General features: G+C 72.6%; 15 protein-coding genes and 1 pseudogene. 7 read left to right on the top strand and 9 right to left on the bottom strand.

What is annotated here, in order from left to right:
* Window positions 1-9: 9 nt before the first annotated feature.
* Window positions 10-768: pseudogene (locus AC6F7H_RS26865) on the top strand (creatininase family protein); the annotation flags it as partial.
* On the opposite strand, the gene AC6F7H_RS26860 reads toward AC6F7H_RS26865, so the two are convergent.
* The 5 genes from AC6F7H_RS26860 to AC6F7H_RS26840 form a co-directional block, all read right to left on the bottom strand.
* The gene (locus AC6F7H_RS26860) at window positions 654-1,910 is read right to left on the bottom strand and encodes a lysylphosphatidylglycerol synthase transmembrane domain-containing protein (protein WP_500759622.1); all 1,257 of its coding nucleotides are present in this window, start codon (window positions 1,908-1,910) and stop codon (window positions 654-656) included. The pseudogene AC6F7H_RS26865 and the gene AC6F7H_RS26860 sit on opposite strands and share 115 nt — an antisense overlap.
* Window positions 1,907-3,019 carry a class I SAM-dependent methyltransferase gene (locus AC6F7H_RS26855; RefSeq protein WP_500759620.1) on the bottom strand — a complete coding sequence of 371 codons (1,113 nt, stop codon included), beginning with the start codon at window positions 3,017-3,019 and terminating at the stop codon, window positions 1,907-1,909. The genes AC6F7H_RS26860 and AC6F7H_RS26855 overlap by 4 nt, the downstream gene beginning before the upstream one ends.
* Window positions 3,016-4,218: a glycosyltransferase family 4 protein gene (locus tag AC6F7H_RS26850; protein WP_500759619.1), complete on the bottom strand. Its 1,203-nt coding sequence runs from the start codon at window positions 4,216-4,218 to the stop codon at window positions 3,016-3,018. Before AC6F7H_RS26850 ends, AC6F7H_RS26855 begins: the two co-directional genes overlap by 4 nt.
* On the bottom strand, window positions 4,215-4,613 hold the full coding sequence (locus AC6F7H_RS26845; protein WP_363041997.1) for a 6-pyruvoyl trahydropterin synthase family protein: 399 nt from the start codon (window positions 4,611-4,613) through the stop codon (window positions 4,215-4,217). The genes AC6F7H_RS26850 and AC6F7H_RS26845 overlap by 4 nt, the downstream gene beginning before the upstream one ends.
* 133 nt (window positions 4,614-4,746) lie before the next feature.
* Window positions 4,747-5,730: a zinc-dependent alcohol dehydrogenase gene (locus AC6F7H_RS26840; protein WP_500759617.1), complete on the bottom strand. Its 984-nt coding sequence runs from the start codon at window positions 5,728-5,730 to the stop codon at window positions 4,747-4,749.
* Between the two features lie 108 nt (window positions 5,731-5,838).
* Between AC6F7H_RS26840 and AC6F7H_RS26835 the strand changes: the two genes are divergently transcribed.
* On the top strand, window positions 5,839-6,603 hold the full coding sequence (locus AC6F7H_RS26835) for a CDP-alcohol phosphatidyltransferase family protein (protein WP_500759615.1): 765 nt from the start codon (window positions 5,839-5,841) through the stop codon (window positions 6,601-6,603).
* Window positions 6,604-6,721: 118 nt separating this feature from the next.
* Window positions 6,722-7,723 carry an ATP-binding protein gene (locus AC6F7H_RS26830; RefSeq protein WP_500759614.1) on the top strand — a complete coding sequence of 334 codons (1,002 nt, stop codon included), beginning with the start codon at window positions 6,722-6,724 and terminating at the stop codon, window positions 7,721-7,723.
* A 34-nt stretch (window positions 7,724-7,757) separates the two neighbouring features.
* On the opposite strand, the gene AC6F7H_RS26825 is transcribed toward AC6F7H_RS26830, so the two are convergent.
* Window positions 7,758-8,297 (bottom strand): hypothetical protein, encoded by a 540-nt coding sequence (locus tag AC6F7H_RS26825; RefSeq protein ID WP_500759613.1) that lies wholly within the window; start codon window positions 8,295-8,297, stop codon window positions 7,758-7,760.
* 215 nt (window positions 8,298-8,512) lie between these two features.
* On the opposite strand from AC6F7H_RS26825, the gene AC6F7H_RS26820 reads away from it, so the two are divergent.
* Window positions 8,513-8,842, top strand: coding sequence for a hypothetical protein (locus AC6F7H_RS26820; RefSeq protein ID WP_500759611.1), 330 nt, complete (start codon window positions 8,513-8,515; stop codon window positions 8,840-8,842).
* An 11-nt stretch (window positions 8,843-8,853) separates the two neighbouring features.
* Window positions 8,854-9,084, top strand: a complete 231-nt coding sequence (locus AC6F7H_RS26815) for a hypothetical protein (protein ID WP_500759609.1) — start codon at window positions 8,854-8,856, stop codon at window positions 9,082-9,084.
* 76 nt (window positions 9,085-9,160) lie between these two features.
* Here the strand turns inward: AC6F7H_RS26815 and AC6F7H_RS26810 are convergent, their stop codons facing one another.
* From AC6F7H_RS26810 to AC6F7H_RS26800, 3 genes are all read right to left on the bottom strand, one after another.
* Entirely contained in the window at window positions 9,161-9,577 is a 417-nt protein-coding gene (locus AC6F7H_RS26810; protein WP_500759607.1) for a hypothetical protein, read from the bottom strand.
* A 44-nt stretch (window positions 9,578-9,621) separates the two neighbouring features.
* Window positions 9,622-11,880 carry a competence protein CoiA family protein gene (locus tag AC6F7H_RS26805; RefSeq protein ID WP_500759605.1) on the bottom strand — a complete coding sequence of 753 codons (2,259 nt, stop codon included), beginning with the start codon at window positions 11,878-11,880 and terminating at the stop codon, window positions 9,622-9,624.
* Window positions 11,881-12,039: 159 nt separating this feature from the next.
* On the bottom strand, window positions 12,040-12,630 hold the full coding sequence (locus AC6F7H_RS26800; protein WP_500759604.1) for an Rv1352/Rv1906c domain-containing protein: 591 nt from the start codon (window positions 12,628-12,630) through the stop codon (window positions 12,040-12,042).
* 291 nt (window positions 12,631-12,921) lie between these two features.
* Here AC6F7H_RS26800 and AC6F7H_RS26795 point away from each other — a divergent pair, with 291 nt between their 5' ends.
* Both AC6F7H_RS26795 and AC6F7H_RS26790 read left to right on the top strand, forming a co-directional pair.
* The gene (locus AC6F7H_RS26795) at window positions 12,922-15,108 is read left to right on the top strand and encodes an N-6 DNA methylase (RefSeq protein ID WP_500759602.1); all 2,187 of its coding nucleotides are present in this window, start codon (window positions 12,922-12,924) and stop codon (window positions 15,106-15,108) included.
* 279 nt (window positions 15,109-15,387) lie between these two features.
* Window positions 15,388-16,683 (top strand): serine/threonine-protein kinase, encoded by a 1,296-nt coding sequence (locus AC6F7H_RS26790; protein WP_500759600.1) that lies wholly within the window; start codon window positions 15,388-15,390, stop codon window positions 16,681-16,683.
* Window positions 16,684-16,747 lie beyond the last annotated feature (64 nt).

Genomic DNA, 16,747 nt, shown 5'->3' with positions numbered 1-16,747 from the left:
CGTGAGGGCATGGGTGGTTCACAAAAGCGGTCGGCGGCATACGGCCCGGTCCACGGTCTGTTGCCGGCGGATACTACAGAAGATGTACGGAATCGAGGCGCCGACGTCTCACGGCAGATCGCGGTCCTTCCCATCGGGAGTTTCGAGCAGCACGGCCCGTTCCTGCCGCTGGTGACCGACACACTGGTGGCGTGTGCCGTCGCGAGGGAGATCGCCGACACGTACCCGGTGCATCTCCTCCCTCCGGTGACGGTCTCGTGCTCGCACGAGCACGCGGCCTGGCCGGGAACCGTCTCCATCTCCTCCGTGACCCTTCACGCGGTGGTACGGGACATCGCCGACTCGCTGCGCCGGTCCGGCGTGGACACCCTGGTGCTGGTCAACGGACACGGCGGAAACTACGTACTCGGCAACGTCGTTCAGGAATCCTCCGCCCGGGGCGAGCGGATGTCGCTGTTCCCGGCGTCGGAGGACTGGGAGGCCGCGCGCCGGCACGCCGGCGTGGTCACCTCGCTGCTCACCGACATGCACGCGGGAGAAATCGAGACCTCCGTCCTTCTGCACACTCATCCCGAATTGCTCCGTACCGGTTATGAGACCTCCGATCACGTCGCCGACGACCGGCGCCAGTTGCTCACGCTGGGAATGACCGCCTATACCGATTCCGGTGTCATCGGACGCCCTTCACTGGGCTCCGCGGAAAAGGGCAAAGAGCTTCTGGCGAGCCTCGTGGATTCCTTCGGCGCGTATTTCTCGATGCTCACCTCCGGCAGCACCGCGGCGGAGGCGGCGACCCCGGCCGGCTCGGCAGGCACCACCGGTTCCGCCGACGCGGTGAGCGACGGCGCATAGGCCGTGTCCTCCCGGGCGCGCCGGGCGGCGGTGGCGGCCGCCCGCCGCCCGGCGCGCAGTTCCGCGTACCAGCGGACGACGAGCACGATCACTCCGGGCAGGCTCGCCACGAGGCTGAGCACCCCGTAGACCACGGCGACGGCCAGTCCCCGGCCCGCGCCCAGTCCCGCGGCGCCGAACGCCCAGGCGGCGACGCCCTCCCGGGGGCCCCAGCCGCCGACGTTCAGCGGCAGCGCCATGGCGAGCAGCGCCAGTACTCCCAGCGGCAGCAGCTCGGTCACCGCCGCGCCGACTCCGGCGACGCGGGCGGCGAGGACGAACATCGCCAGGTATCCGGCGAGCACGACGAGGGAGGAGAGCAGCACACCCGGACCGTTGCGCCGGGACAGCAGCCCCTCGCGGGCCTCGGCGAGTACCGGCCGCGGCGCCCGGCCCCGGCGTGACGACGCCGACCGGTTCATCCACAGGGCGAGGACGACGGCACAGGCCCCGAGTGCGGCGAGGCCCACGAGCGGGACGGCCTGCCGCATGTCGTCCCGGACCGGCGACGGCATGGTCAGCAGCATCACGGCCCCGGCGGCGAACAGCGCCAGCTGTCCCGCGGTCCGCTCCAGCACCACGGACCGCACCCCGCGGCCCAGGTCACCGGTGCTCTGCCCGTGCCGCACCGCGCGGTGGACGTCGCCGAGGACACCACCGGGCAGGGCCGCGTTCAGGAACAGGGCACGGTAGTAGTCGGCGACGGCCGGAGCGAGCGGCAGCCGGATTCTCAGGCCCCGGGCCACCAGGGCCCAGCGCCAGGCGCTGAACACCGTGGTCACCAGCCCGATCCCGAGCGCCGCCAGCACGGAGAGCCCGTCGATCCGGCGCAGCCCGTCGAGGAGGACACCGGTGCCCAGGCGCCACAGCAGCACGGCGAGGATGAGGACACCGGCGGCGCTGCCGAGGCGGGTGCGCACGGTGGGGGTGTTGAGCCGGGCGAGGAGAGCGCGCGGGGCGCTGCCGGGGCGCGGTACCGGGGTGTCCAGGGCCGGTGTTCCCCCCGTCCGGGCACTCACGCGGCGGCACCCGACGGCCGGCACAGGGCGAGCAGGTCGCTGTGGTGGACGACGACCCGCAGCTCGCCCGCCGCGCAGGCCTCCAGGCGCTCGGTCAGGTAACGGCCCGCGGGCTCCGCCAGTTCGGGGCGTTCCTCGACCGCCGCGCCGACCCAGCCCCGCAGCCACTGCGCGGTCAGTTCGGCATGCTCGGGGCCGAGCCGCCAGGGGCTCGGGGCGAGCCGTACGGTCGCACCGTGTTCGGCGAAGGCCTCCGCGGCGACGGTGGCCGCGTCCGGGCCGAGCAGTCCGCCCCGGCGCTGGTGGGCGTTGAACGCCTCGGTGATCTCCTGGTCCAGCGGGTGCGGCGCGGTCAGTTCGACGCGTCCGGCCACCGAGAGCGTGAGCAGGGCCGGGCAGCCGGCTCCGGCGCAGGCGGCGGCGAGGGCGTCGACGTCCTCGCGGGTGAGGACGTCGAGCAGTGCGGACGCCGTCACCAGGGAGGCGCCGGCCAGGGCCTCCGGGGTGAGCCGGGCGACGTCGCCGCGCCGGGTCTCCACGCTGACGCGGCTGCCGTCGGCGGCGGACCGCGGGGAGGCGACGGCGGCGAAGTGGAGGAGGTAGGGGTCCCGGTCGTGCAGGATCCAGTGCTGGGCGCCGTCCAGCCGGGGCGCGAGCCAGCGACCCATGGAGCCGGTGCCGCAGCCGATGTCGTGGACGATGAAACCGCCGGCCCGCTGCGGCAGGTTGGCGAGCCGGATGCGCAGCGGGTCGAGCAGGTCGTGGGCGCGTGCGTGGGCGTCCGCGGGCTCACGCAGTTGGAGCCACTCGGGCGCGTACCGGGCGGGTTCATCGGTGTCGGCGGTGGCGGCCTCCCGCAGCCGGAGGGTGTCCCGCTCCCCGGGACGGAGCGCGGGGCCGGCCCCGGGGATGACGGACTGCCGGGTGGTGGGGCCGCCCGGTCCGGCCGGTGCCGTCGGCTGCGCCGCCTGGGCCGTCTGCGTTGTTGACGGGGTCTGCGTTGTTGACGGGGTCTGCGTTGTTGACGGGGTCTGCGTTGTTGACGGGGTCTGCGTTGTTGACGGGGTCTGCGTTGTTGACGGGGTCTGCGTTGTTGACGGGCTGGTCATGCGGCCCTCCGGGGTTCGGTCGGAAGCCGGCGCAGTACCGCCGCCAGGCTCTGTGCGGTGCTCGCCCAGCCGCCGAGCGCGGCGCGCCGGCCGCGCGCGGCCGCCTTCAACCGGCGGCGGACGTCCGCCTCGCCGAACCAGCCGCGGAGTTCGACGGCGATGGCGGCGGGGTTCTCCGGCGGTACGAGGATGCCGGGCACCCCGCCGTCGGGGGCGCGGCCGACCGCCTCGGGCAGGCCGCCGACATCGGTGGCCAGCACCGGGATGCCACGCGCCAACGCCTCGGTGACCGCCATGCCGTACGTCTCGGCGTACGAGGTGAGGACCATCAGGTCGGCGGCGGCGTAACTGGCGTCGAGTTCGGCGCCGGATTTCGGTCCCGCCAGCTCCAGCCGGTCCTGGAGGCCGTACTCGCCGATCAGGGACCGCAGATGGGCGACGTACTCGGGGTCATGGCCGAGCCCGCCGACCAGCGCACAGCTCCACGGCAGGTCGGACACCGCCGCCAGCGCCTCGACCAGCCGGTGCTGGCCCTTGCGCGGGGTGAGGGCGGCGACGCACAGCAGCCGGGAGACGCCGTCGGTGCCGGAGGCGAGGGGCGCGATGTCGGCGCCGGGAGCGGCGACATGGACGCGGTCGGGTGCGAGGCCGTGGTGGGAGACGAGGCGGCGTACCGCCCAGTCGCTGGTGCCGATGACGGCCGGCACCGCGCGCAGCACCGTACGCTCACGGGCGTCCAGGTCGGCGGCGACCGCCGGGTCGAGCCCGGTCTCGTCGCCGAGCGGGAGGTGGACGAGGACGGCCATCCGCAGCCGTTCCGCCTCCGGGACGATGATCTCGGGGACCCCGCAGGCGACCAGTCCGTCCAGCAGGACGACGGCGCCGTCGGGCAGTTCGCGCAGGGTGCGGGCGAGCGCGGTGCGGGCGGCGGCGTCCGGGCGGGGCCAGTCACCGGCCACGGCGTGCCGCTGCACCTCCCAGCCGAATCCGGGCAGGTCCAGACAGACGCGCCGGTCGTAGGCGTTGCCACCGCTCGGTGCGGCCGGGTCGTCGACGCCGCCCGGCATCAGGAAGTGCACGGAGCGCAGGGACATGGGGATGATCCCTCCGTTCCCCGGGAAGGAGGCCTGCTGGGGAACGTAGTCCAGGCGGGCCCGCTGGGTGGCCGTGGCGGTCACGGTGGCGGTGGCGTCGTTCACAGCTCACGCTCGTAACTCGCCCAGGCTATGTGCGATTCGTGCAGGGTGATCGTGAGTCCCGCGATGCCCTTGGCGCCCTCGCCCAGCGCGCCCTTGTGGATGCGCTCGGCGAGCCGGTCGGCGATGACCTTGGCCAGGAACTCCGTGGAGGTGTTGATCCCCGCGAAGTCGGGTTCGTTGTCGAGGTTGCGGTAGTTCAGCTCGCCGACGACGGCCCCGAGTTCCTGCGTCGCGAGGCCGATGTCGACGACGATGTTGTCCTCGTCCAACTGTTCGCGCCGGAATGTGGCGTCCACGAGGAACGTGGCCCCGTGCAGGCGCTGGGCCGGTCCGAAGACCTCGCCATGGAAGCTGTGGGCGATCATGATGTGATCGCGGACGGTGATGCTGAACAACGGACGACCCTCCAGGTGCGGCGCGTCTGCCCCCCGGCCGATCGCCGCCGGGGATGCCGTGTAGTACGGCCGTCCGCCGTTCGGCGTTCAGCCTCCGGTCCGTCTTTTCTCAGGTCAGGCGGTGGCCCTTCGATCAGGGCGTGACGTGGTCGTAGCGGACGAGGTGGCACAGGGCCGGGATCTCGCCGGAGGCGAGGCGGGGCATGACGCCGGGCAGCTCCTCGAACGCGGACTCGCCGGTGATCAGCGCGTTGAGCGCGGGGTCGGCCAGCAGGTCGAGGGCGAGGGCGAGCCGGTCGGCGTAACTGCGGCCGGGGCGGGCCGGGGAGACCGTGCCGACCTGGCTGCTGCGGATGGCGAGCCGCCGGGAGTGGAAGGCCTCGCCCAGCGGGAGGCTCACCTTCCGGTCGCCGTACCAGCTCAGTTCGATCACCGTGCCCTCGGCGCCGAGCAGTTCGAGCGCCCGGGTGAGCCCTTGCTCGGTGGCGCTGGCGTGCACGACCAGGTCGCAGTCGCCCAGGGCGTCCCCGGGCAGCGCGAATCCGACGCCGAGGGCCTCGGCGGTCCTGGCGCGCGCGGGGTCGGCGTCGACGAGCTGGACGCGTACGCCGGGGAAACGGGCCAGCAGCGCGGCCACCGAGCTGCCGACCATGCCGCCGCCGACGACGGCGATCCGGTCGCCGATCAACGGCGCCGCGTCCCACAGGGCGTTGACGGCGGTCTCCACGGTGCCGGCCAGCACGGCCCGGCCGGCGGGCACGCCGTCGGGCACGGGTGTCACGGCGCTCGCCGGGACGACGTAACGGGTCTGGTGCGGGTAGAGGCAGAAGACCGTGCGCCCGACCAGTGCCGCAGGCCCCTCCTCCACCACGCCCACATTGAGGTAGCCGTACTTCACCGGCCCCGGGAAGTCGCCCTCCTGGAACGGCGCGCGCATCGCCGTGTACTGGCTCTCGGGCACCCCGCCGCGGAAGACGAGGGTCTCCGTACCGCGGCTCACCCCGGAGTACAGCGAGCGCACCAGCACCTCGTCCTCACCGGGGGCGGGCAGGGCGATCTCACGGATCTCACCCCGCCCGGGCGAGTCGAGCCAGAACGCACGAGCGGTGCGGTTCATCGAATTCCTCCTGAACGAACGGCGAGTTGTACCCGTACCGAGGGGTGCACAGGCCGCGCACAAGGCAGCGGCGTTGATCGACTCTGTCACACGGCCGGAGGGTGTTCGGTGGCCCTGAACAACAGTTACGACGCGAGGCTCGTACAGCAGGAGACCGCCGTGGGGGCGGGCGTACAGGTCCTGCTGCTGGCGCTTCTCGGTACGGCGATCGGCATGGGCCCGGCGGGCTGGCTGACCGGCCTCGCGTTCGCGATCGCCACCTGGGCGGTGCTCTCCCGGGCCCTGCACCGGTCCCGGCTGCGCTCGTTCGGCCCGGCCAACCGGGTCACGCTCGGCCGGGCGATCCTGGTGGGCGGGGTGACCGCGCTGGTCGCCGACTCCTTCCAGGACACTCCGCCCGTCTCCCTCCTCGTCGGACTGACCGCCGTGGCCCTCGTCCTCGACGGGGTGGACGGCAAGGTGGCGCGCAGGACCGGCACGTCGACCGCGCTGGGCGCCCGTTTCGACATGGAGGTCGACGCGTTCCTCATCCTGGTGCTCAGCGTGTACGTGTCGATGGCGATGGGCCCCTGGGTGCTGCTGATCGGCGGTATGCGGTACGTCTTCGTCGCCGCGGCCCGGGTGTGGCCGTGGCTGAACGCCGCCCTCCCGCCGAGCACGGCCCGCAAGACGGTGGCCGCGCTGCAGGGCGTCCTCCTGCTGGTGGCGGGCGCGGACCTGCTGCCGCACCCGGTCAACGTCGGGGTGGTGGCGCTGGCCCTGGGCCTGCTGCTGTGGTCGTTCGGCCGCGACGTCCTGTGGCTGTGGCGCACCTCGCGGCTGCGGCCCGCCTCCCGCGCCGAACAGCCGGTGCGCGAACTCGTCGCGGGCTGATACCTCCTCGACCCGTAAGCGTGAAGTGGCGCCGACACGCCCCGAAGTGTTTGACCCCACCCCGGCCCCCCTCTAAATCTACCGACATGACATTCGTTTTCAAGACGGTGGAGTGCCGATGAGGATCGCGTTCGTCGGCAAGGGCGGCAGCGGCAAGACGACGATGTCCGCCCTCTTCTCCCGTCACCTGGCGAGCACCGGCGCCCCGGTCCTCGCCATCGACGGCGACATCAACCAGCACCTGGCCGAGGCCCTCGCCCCCGCCGAGGGCGCCCCGGTGACACCCCCTCCCCTGGGCCCGCGCCTGCACGACATCAAGGCGTACCTGCGCGGCACCAACCCCCGCATCACCTCCACCGAGTCGATGATCAAGACGACTCCGCCCGGCCGCGGTTCACGCCTCCTGCACCTGCTGGGCGACGACGAACTGCACGCGCGGCACGTAGTCCGGGCCGGTGGCGTCCCGCTGATGGCGACGGGTCAGTTCGACGACAGCGACCTGGGCGTGGCCTGCTACCACTCCAAGCTCGGCGCGGTGGAGCTGTACCTGGGCCACCTGGTCGACGGCCCCGGCGAATACGTGGTGGTCGACATGACCGCGGGCGCCGACGCCTTCGCCTCCGGCCTGTTCACCCGCTTCGACCTCACCTTCCTGGTCGCCGAACCCACCCGCAAGGGCGTCTCCGTCTACCGCCAGTACCGGGATCACGCCCGCGAGTTCGGCATCCGCATCGCGGTCGTCGGCAACAAGGTGACCTGCGAGGACGACCTCCTCTTCCTCAAGAACCAGGTGGGCGACGACCTGCTGACCCACCTCGTGCACTCGGACTGGGTACGGGCGGCGGAACAGGGCAGGACAGCACCGGCCGGCCCCGACGCCCCGGACGCCTCAACCCCCCTGAGCACACTGGAACCCCACAACCGCCACGCCCTGACCGTCCTGCGCGAGGCCGTCGACTCCCACCCCCGCGACTGGGACCGCCTCCACCGCCACGCCGTGGAGTTCCACCTCCGCAACGCCCGCTCCTGGGCCGACGCCCGCACCGGTGAGGACCTGGCGTCCCAGATCGACCCGGACTTCGCCCCCGGCCCGACAGCCCTCCTGCCTTCTTGCCCCTGACCCCGCTCCTGGTCCTGGTCCTGGTCCTGGTCGGCTACTCGATGCCCGTCGAGTCGAGCAGCCGGACCAGGTCCTTGCGCCCGTACCCGAGCAGCCGGGCACGATGGGTGCCCATCAGCAACAGGTGCGCGGCGATCACCGCCGCGTCTCCGTCCTTGTCGTCGCCGAGCCACTCCTGAGGTTTCTCCACGCCCAGGCTGTTGAGCACCAGCCCGTGCCCGCGCCGGACCTCCGCGACGGTCCCGGCGACCGCGTCCAGCAGCGTCTTCCCCGGCCGCTCGCACTCCAGCGCGAAACACCCCCAGTCGACCGGCACACAGCCCTCCGGCGGCCGCTCCCGCACCCCCGCATACCGCTCGTCCCCGAACCCGACTGCGCCGAACTCCTCGTGCACCAGCGCGAACCGATGGAACCCCGCCGGAACCGGCGGCGGTGGCGGCGTGTACTGCCACCCCGCGTCCTCGTACAACAGCCTCTTCACCTCCTCCTCGTCGGCATGCGTCACGGTGAACCCGCTGGCGTCATTGCGCCCGGTCGTCGTCCCGTCGGGGTTGCGATGAAAGCAGAGACCCATGTGTACCCCCGTGGTCTGCGATGAGAACAACGAGAAGCCCTCGTCACAGGACCAAACGGACCGCGCCCCCCACCCGTGCCCGTCCTCGGCAGCATCACCCGATCGCGTGACCAGGCACTGCATGGCTGACGCCGGACAACGCGACTCCGCCGTCCCACCCCGGAGATCACCACAATCCCCCCACACTTTCACGCCCGCTGAACTACCGTGCCGGCATGACGACGACGCCTGGGAAGCCACTCCCCCACCTCACTCCGACCGGCACCTGCTGGTGCGGCTGCGCCAAGAAGGTCGGCGCGGGTTCCTTCTTCGCCCCGGGCCACGACAAGGTGGCGGAGGCGGCCCTGCTGGCAGCCGAATACGGTTCGTCCGTCGCCCAATTGCTGCACGCCCACGGATACGGCCCCGGACACTCGGTGAGCGCCCGTGCCGTCGCCGAGGGCGTATGGCAGAAGTGTCCGTCGTGCTCCTACGTGGGCGCCCCGGCGAGCATCGCCAACCACACGAGGCGCGAGCACGCGCCCGCCACAGCCGAACAGGCCTGAGGACCAACACCATGACCGAACCGACAGCCGCCACATCCAGCCAACGCGCCGACCTCGAAAAGGCGGTGCGTACCCATGGTGGCCACTGGGACACCGCTCGCGGCCTGCGCGCTCTGCGCGACGCGGGCCACAGTCCCCAGGAAAAGAACACCCGCCACATCCTCCGCGAGCTCGCACGTGAAGGCCTGCTGGTCAAAACGGAGGACTGGCCCGTCCGCTACACCACGGCGAAGAAGGATTGAGGGGAAACGGCCGGTGCACCGAAGCACCGGCCGTCCTTCCCGCGGCTCCCCACGGCTCGACGGCGCCTGACAGCTCTCACGCGCCGAGCATGAGCTCCGCGTTGACGGCGTCGACCCGTGCGTACAGGGGTCCTTCAGTCACGATGGTCTCGCCCCTCCCCTGGCGCCGCGGGTCCACGTCGATCACGGTGACGAGCGAGTTGCCCAGTCCGATCACCACCCACCAGTCCCGCCCGTCCGCCCGCACCCGCCAGGTCGACTTCACCCACTTGCCGGTGTCCGTACGCACCTCGGCCGAGACCAGCTCCCAGCCTTCCGGGTCGAAGCGGGTCACCGTCTCGAGAGGTGCGCCCCGTTGCCGCAGGCGCTCGGTGACGTGAGCGCCATGGGCCTTCAGCCGTACCGGTTCGCCCAGGATGTGGCGCACTCGCGCGAAGAGGCTTCCGGGGCCTGTCTCGACGTGGAAACGGGCGGTCTCGAACCGGGGTGGCACGGAGAACTCCTGGTGAGGGGAAGGAAGATGCCGGCGGGCAGGTGTCAGCGGTGACGCCAGAGTTGGTGCAGGCGGAGTACGTCCATGCGCCAGTGCATTTCGATGGACGGGTCCGGTACTCGCTCCCGGCCGAGGCTGTGGCGGATGCGCTGGTACAGACCGTCCGGTGACAGATCGGCCCCTGCGACCAGCGCCGACAGCAGCGGCTCGTCCGCCGGCGTGTCACGGTCGGCCATCGTCAGGATCTCCTCCCGGTGCTGCGGGTGGAGAAGGGACGTGTCCCCGCCTGCACGGTGCCGCAGGCCTTCCCAGGTGATCGTGGTGCCGGCACGTGCCACGTCCTGCAGGACGGCCCGTACACGGTCGGTGAGAGGGGACAGGGGTTCCCGTGCGGTGCCGGCCGGAGGCTTCGGTTCCCGGTCGCGCACCCACTGCTTGAACTCCCGCATCAGACCTGTCAGTTCCTCGCGGTCCCGGGGCGACAGGCGGAGTGCGTAGACGGGTCCCATGTCGCTGCGTACCTGCTCGGCCCGTGCGAGATCACCGGCTGCGCGGGCCGCACGGAACTCGTCGGCCATGTGGTCGAAGAGTTCACGCGCCTCGGCCTCGTGGGTCCGGATCCGTTCAGACTCCTCCCGGGTCTTCGGGTTCTTCCGCCCGCGCACGGCCGGAGTTCCCGTGCGGCTGCGGTAGGCGGAGCGCCAGTGGTGCAGTCGCTCCACGACCGTGTCCGGCAGGGAAGGCTCTCCGATCCGGGAGACCAGACGGTCCGCCTCCCCCAGCATCCGGTAGAGGTCCAGAAGGGAGAGTTCGGCGCCTGCCACATCGAGATGCCGGAGAAGGGCCAGGAGACGTGTCCGTGGGCCCTCCCCCTCTCGTGCCGCCGGCGGAGCGGAGGACTCGGGCCCGGACTTCGATGCCTCGTTCCGCGCGGGAGTCGACGGCCCGGCACTGGGTGCGCCCGGCGCTTCTTGCGGGTCCGGCTGGGACTGAGGTCGAGGTCCGGGTGCCGGCTCCCTTCCAGGGCAGCCGCTCACGGCCTCGGACGGGGCACCGTTCCGCTCCTCCCTTGCCTCCCGCGCGTCGACCGGCTTCTCGGACACCGGGCCGGGAGGCTTGAGCAGTTCCCATTCCGCCGCCCTCTGGGCGGGGAGGCGGACGTACCCCTCGGCACGCAGAGTCCACCGTGAAGCGGGGTCGCCGCTCTGCGGGCCGCCGAGCACGGCCGCCCGTTCGGTCAGTACGTACACATGGTGGGGTTCCGGGGCCGCGGTCGAGGACGGCAGCGATATCCGGGCACGGAACAGGGCCGATCCGACGGGCTGCGCGTCCACGTCGTAGACGCGGCGGCCGTTCTCCTCGGACAGCAGCACGGCACCGGTGAAGGCGAGGCTCCCGGTCCTGAGAGGAAGCGCGGGACCCGCCGGGGCGGACGCCGCCCCGACGGCTTTCCTCGCCGGTTCCTGTACGGGTACCGGCGTCGGTGCCGAGGCCGGTACCACCGGGGCCGCCGTCCGGGTCCCGGCAGCGGAGACTGCCGGTTTCCGCGGTGTCGTCGCGCCCTTGGGCTGTATCCCGTACGGGGTCTCCTCCAGCCACGGAGTGACGATTCCGGCCGGGACGAGGCGGCACCGGTCAAGGGTCGTCCATTCGACCCGGTGGCCGGGGAGGTGTGTCCCGATGTGCACGACGCGGGTGCCGTTCACGGTCTCGCACCGGAAGCGGAGGGCGTATCCGGTGACCTCGAGTTCGAATGCGGACAGCTGGCTTTCCGGCCCGTACGTGCGGAGCGTGGACGGCTTTCCGGCGGAGGCGGCGAGCCGTGCCCCGTCCTGCTGCCACTCCTTGAACGACCGTCGGGCCATCTGTACGTGGATCAGCCGCTTCTTCTTCCTGGAGCCGAAGCGGATCTCGATCGTGTCGCTGCGCGCACTCTTCTGCTTCACGTAGTCCACGACGATGTTCGGCCGCCCCTGTGTGCGGAGCCACTTCCCGAGCGCTTCGCCGATGTAGAGGTGGTCGGCACTGCTCTCGCCCCGGGCGCTGCGGTTGCAGCGGACGGGCGGGCGGTGGGCGAAGTGCGACTTCTTGTCGTCACAGGCGCGCAGGGTCAGCAGCTTGCCGCACCCTCCGAGGAGGAGACCACAACTGAAGGCGTTGGGGCCGTATTTCTCACGGAGCCGGTTCGCGGCGTGTTTCTCATAGGGGAGGAACTCCGGGATCCCGCTGTCGGGACCGCCCCGCACGGCGGTCTGCACCGTACGGGTGTCCTCCTCGTCGAATCCAAAGAAGGCCGCAGTCATCGAAGGCCGTCTCCTTGTTGCGCGCACCAAGCATCTGACGTACGGCAATGCCGCATTGAGGTCACTCGTGCCGAAGTGTCGCATCCGGGTGTGCACCGGATTCGGCCGGGTTCGGAGCGGCCCGGTACCGGGCCACGGGGGCGACGGACGGACACCGGCTCAGCCCACCCTCTTCCACTCCTGGCACCGGTTGGTCTTGAAGTACTCGCCGGTGTTGAGGGTCACCCGTCCCGGGCCGTTCAGGTTGTTGTTGGCGATGATGGAGCCGAACTCGCCGCTGGCGTCCTTGGCCCGCTCCCAGTAGCAGCCGAAACCGCCGTCCGCTCCGGCCGTCTTGTACGTGCCGGCCTTGATGTCCTCGCCGACGACGTACTCGCCCTCTCCCGAGAAGCTGGTCGCCGGGCCCGGCTCCTTGGTCTTCTTCGGCTTGGCGGTCACCGTCTCGGTCTCGGTGACGGTGGGCGCGGGCTTGGCGCCCCCGCCGTCGGCCTTGACGGTTTCGGTGACGGTGGCCGTCGGTCTGGGCCCGGACTTGGTGTCGGCCGCCGCGTTCTCCGACGCCGCCGAGCCGTCGCCGCTGCTCCCGATGCCGACCCCGATGAACAGGGACACCAGGGCGACCGCCCCGTACTTCAGCCACCGGCCGCGCCGCTTCGGGGACTGTGCCGGCCCGGTGGGCGCGCCGGGGCCGAAGGGGCCCTGCGCACCGGGGCCGGGCTGCGGGAAGGAGGAGGGCTGCTGGAAGGACATGGTCGTGCTCCGTTTCCGTGTGACGCGGCACGTGAACTGCGATGAGGGAACTGCGACATGGAAGGGGTCGAAGGGTGCGCGGACGCTCACCCGCGCCCCTCGCCCCGTCGCTGAGGTCGAGGCGCCCCGAGGTGCCGGTCTGAGCGGCGACGCCGCCCGGCACCTGACTCCGCACCTCCGGAAGCACCACCAGAGAAGCAGAGCCGCGAAAGCGTTGTCAACCAGCACGCCCGGCTTGACGGGTGCTGTAGGTTGTTGACGTCCGCTATCGAGAGGTCCAGGTCTTCCGTCATGCCCCAGCAGTCGTCCGCGCAGGTGACCGCCGCCGAGATCTCCCGCATCGCCGGGGTCACGCGCGCCACCGTCAGCAACTGGCGTCGCCGGTACGACGACTTCCCCGACCCTTCCGGCGGCACGGAGAGCAGCCCCCTGTACGACCTGGAGACGGTCAGGGCCTGGCTCGCCTCACGCGGTCATGCCTCGGCGGCCAGCCCGTCCGAGGAACTGCGCACGACCCTCCGCCTCAGCCCCCCGACCACGGACGACGGCGGCACGGCGGACCTGCTGCTCCTCGTCCTGGCGGCGGCCCGCCGCACCCCGGACCAGCTCACGGCCGCGGCACAGCTCCCGGACGCGGAACTCGCCCTCCGGGCGGAGCGCGACGCGGCGGGCGTCGCCGACGCCGTGCCGAGCGCGGGCGCCGTACGCTTCGCCGGCACCGACGCAGCCGTGCTCCGCGCGCTGTACGTGTGCGTACGGGACGAGGGCGGCCGGGCCACGCTGGGCGTGCTCGCGGAGCGGGAGCTGGAGGAGAGCGCGGCGAGCGGCGCGTACGGCACGCCGGACCCGCTCGCCGACCTCCTCGCGCGCCTCGTCCCCGGCACCCCCACCCGCGTCCTCGACCCGGCCTGCGGCAGTGGCACCCTGCTGGAGGCCGCCGCCCGCCGGGGCGCGACCGAGCTGTACGGCCAGGACGTGCTCCCCGTGCAGGCGCGGCGCAGCGCGGTGGGCCTGATGCTCGCGGCGCCGGGGGCCACGGTCACCGTGCGCGCCGCCGACAGCCTCCGCGCGGACGCCTTCCCCGGTCTGGACGCCGACGCGGTGCTGTGCACCCCGCCGTTCGGCGTCCGGGACTGGGGGCACGACGAGCTGGCGTACGACCCGCGCTGGGCGTACGGCGTACCGGCCCGAGCCGAGTCGGAACTGGCGTGGGTGCAGCACGCACTCGCCCACCTGACCCCCGGCGGTCACGCGGTCCTGGTCATGCCGCCCGCGACGGCCGGCCGCGCGTCGGGCCGCCGGGTACGGGCCGAACTGGTCCGCAGCGGTGCCCTGCGCGCGGTGGTGGCGCTGCCGGTCGGCGCGTCGGTGCCGTTCCACGTGGGCCTGCAGGTCTGGGTCCTGCGACGGCCCGAACCGGGCGGCGCGGCGGGCAAGTCGGTGCTGTTCGTCGACACGGACGGGACGACGGCCGGTGCGAAGACGGACGCCCGGACGGGCCCGCGCACCCGCGGCGGCAGCCGGTCCACCTCACTGGACTGGGAGCGGATCACCGCACAGGCTCTGGAGGCGTGGCACGCCTTCACTCAGGACCCGGACACCTTCGAGGGCGAGCCCGGCGTCGCGCGGGCGGTCGACGTGGTCGACCTGCTGGACGAGACCGTGGACCTGACGCCGACCCGTCTCGTCCGCGCCTCACGCGCCGACGTGGACCCGGCGAAGCTGGCGGCGGAGGCCGACGCGACGCGCCGGAACCTGGTCAAGGCCGCCAAGTCCCTCGTCCGGGCCGCCGGTTACGACGACTGGGACCCGGCGGGCGACTCGGCCCGACAGTGGCGCACGGCGACCGCGTCCGACCTCGCGCGCGGCGGCGCGCTCACGGTGCTGCGGACACTGCCGGAGGGGGCCCGGAGCCGCGCGGAAGACGGAGTCGGCACCTCGGAGCAGCCGGGCGCCCGCGCGGTGCTCACCGGCTCGGACATCGCACGCGGGTCGGGCCCCACGGGCGACCCGGCGGAGCTGCGCAGCGGCACGGCGCCCGTGATCGCCGTCGGGGACGTCCTCGTACGGGCGGTCGCGAGCAAGGACGGCCCGATGGCCCGGGTCGCGGGCGACGCGGAGGCGGGCGCGCTGCTCGGCCCCCACGTCCACCTCTTCCGGCCGGACCCGGGCCGCCTGGACGCCTGGTTCCTCGCCGGGTTCCTGGGCGCGGAGGACAACATCGCGGGCGCGTCCACCGGCAGCACGGTGCTGCACGTCAGCCCCGGCCGGCTGCGCGTACCGCTCCTGCCGCTGGAGGAGCAGCGCCGGTACGGGGAGGCGTTCCGCCGCGTCCACGAACTGCGGGCGGAGGCGCAGCGGGCGACCCGGCTGGCGGAGGAGACGGCACGGCTGCTGGCGGGCGGACTGACCGGGGGCCAACTGCTGCCGTCCCGGGACGCGACCTCCCGTTCACCGCACGGCGATTCACCCCATTAGCCAGGACACCACCCCTTGTCACCGCATTCACGCGCACTCGCGTCACCGGCGACGCACCGCCGACAGGAGCCGGACGCCCACGGAAGGAACCCCCGGAGTCACTCGACGGGCACCATCTGCCACACCCGGCCGGAACTCTCCACGGGTTCTCCACCTCAAGTGGTTGATATACCCATCCCGTACTCCCCGCCCCGGACCCCGACCCCATCCACTACCTTGTCTTCAGGCGCGCATCGCGGCTGATCAGACGCTCGCCATGATCGAATGTCGAGGACACACGTGCAGATCACGCCCCTGAACCCCGAGGACCCGCTCTCGCTGGGCGACTTCGAGCTCCTCGGCCGGATCGGCCAGGGAGGCATGGGCCAGGTCTTCCTGGGGGAGTCGCCCGGTGGTGAGCCCGCCGCGGTGAAGGTGATCAGACCGTCGGTAGTGGACTCCGAGTCCCGTCGGCGGTTCGCGCAGGAGATCGAGGTGCTCAAGACCATCTGGGGTCCGCGCATCGCGGCGTTCCTGGGAGCCGACGCGGAGGCGGGGCAGCCCTGGCTGGCCACCGAGTACGTGGACGGCCCGGACCTCGCCCGGCACCTGAAGACGCACGGACCGCTGCCGTCCGTCCTCACCGCCGCGCTCGGCGCGATCCTCGCCGAGGCGCTGTCGGCCGTGCACACGCAGGGCCTGCTCCACCGCGACCTCAAGCCGGCCAACGTCCTGCTCGGACCGAACGGCCCGAAGATCATCGACTTCGGTCTGGCCGCCTTCACCGAGTCGAGCAGTTCCCTCACCGCTCCCCACCAGGTCGTCGGCACCCCGATCTGCATGGCTCCCGAGCAGGCCGCCGGGGTGAAGCCGCTGACGGCGGCCGTGGACGTGTACGCGCTGGGCGCGCTGCTGCTCTTCGCCGCGACGGGTCACTACCCGCACGAGGCGGCGACCCCGTACATGGTGTTCCACCTCGTCACCGACCCCGACACGGCACCGGACCTGTCCGGTGCGCCCGGCGACCTGGTGCCGCTCCTGACGGGCATGCTCGCCCAGAAAGCCGAGGACCGGCCGTCGCTGACCGAGGTGGTGCGGCAGTGCCGCTCGGTGATCGAGGCCCAGGGCATGAAGATCGCCCAGGCCCGCCGCAGGCTCACCGCGCACACCGCGTACCCCCCGGGGCAACGGCACAAGGCGGCGTCCGCCGACGCCTCCACCCTCTCCGCCTGGCCCGTCCCCGTGAGCGACACCCCGGGCACGGAGATCACCCCGGCCGACCTGGACACACTGGTCCCGTCCGATGCGCCGACGCCCTCCCCCACGGTGGTCGACGCCCCCTCCCCCACCGTGGTCGACGCCCCCGGCCCCGCCGACCCGACGGCTCAGGAAGCACCCGGTCCCGTGCCTCCCGCCCCTCCCGCCCAGCGGGAGCCCTCCGACGGCTCCCGTCGCGAGCAGCCGGCACCGGACCGCCGCCCGCCCACGGCGCCCAGGCGGCCCAAGGAGGCGACGCACACGCTGCGGCATTCCGTGCAGGCCCGCAGGACGGCGGAGCGCCTCCGTGCCGCGTATGCGGCGAAGGCTCCGTTCTGAGCCCCGCGCCCGCCCGCCGCACCGAGCCCCACCTCCCCTCCCCTCCCCTCCCCCGACCACGCGT

This window comes from Streptomyces sp. MMS24-W38, from assembly GCF_059889265.1.
Note: the sequence above shows the minus strand (reverse complement) of the source record. Positions and strands in the feature narration are given on the sequence as shown.

Coding starts and splice junctions, on each gene's coding strand:
- AC6F7H_RS26840 (WP_500759617.1), bottom strand. CDS start 5,730: ATGAACCGCACCGCTCGTGCGTTCTGGCTCGACTCGCCCGGGCGGGGT.
- AC6F7H_RS26820 (WP_500759611.1), top strand. CDS start 8,513: ATGACGACGACGCCTGGGAAGCCACTCCCCCACCTCACTCCGACCGGC.
- AC6F7H_RS26795 (WP_500759602.1), top strand. CDS start 12,922: ATGCCCCAGCAGTCGTCCGCGCAGGTGACCGCCGCCGAGATCTCCCGC.
- AC6F7H_RS26855 (WP_500759620.1), bottom strand. CDS start 3,019: ATGACCAGCCCGTCAACAACGCAGACCCCGTCAACAACGCAGACCCCG.
- AC6F7H_RS26800 (WP_500759604.1), bottom strand. CDS start 12,630: ATGTCCTTCCAGCAGCCCTCCTCCTTCCCGCAGCCCGGCCCCGGTGCG.
- AC6F7H_RS26815 (WP_500759609.1), top strand. CDS start 8,854: ATGACCGAACCGACAGCCGCCACATCCAGCCAACGCGCCGACCTCGAA.
- AC6F7H_RS26830 (WP_500759614.1), top strand. CDS start 6,722: ATGAGGATCGCGTTCGTCGGCAAGGGCGGCAGCGGCAAGACGACGATG.
- AC6F7H_RS26805 (WP_500759605.1), bottom strand. CDS start 11,880: ATGACTGCGGCCTTCTTTGGATTCGACGAGGAGGACACCCGTACGGTG.
- AC6F7H_RS26825 (WP_500759613.1), bottom strand. CDS start 8,297: ATGGGTCTCTGCTTTCATCGCAACCCCGACGGGACGACGACCGGGCGC.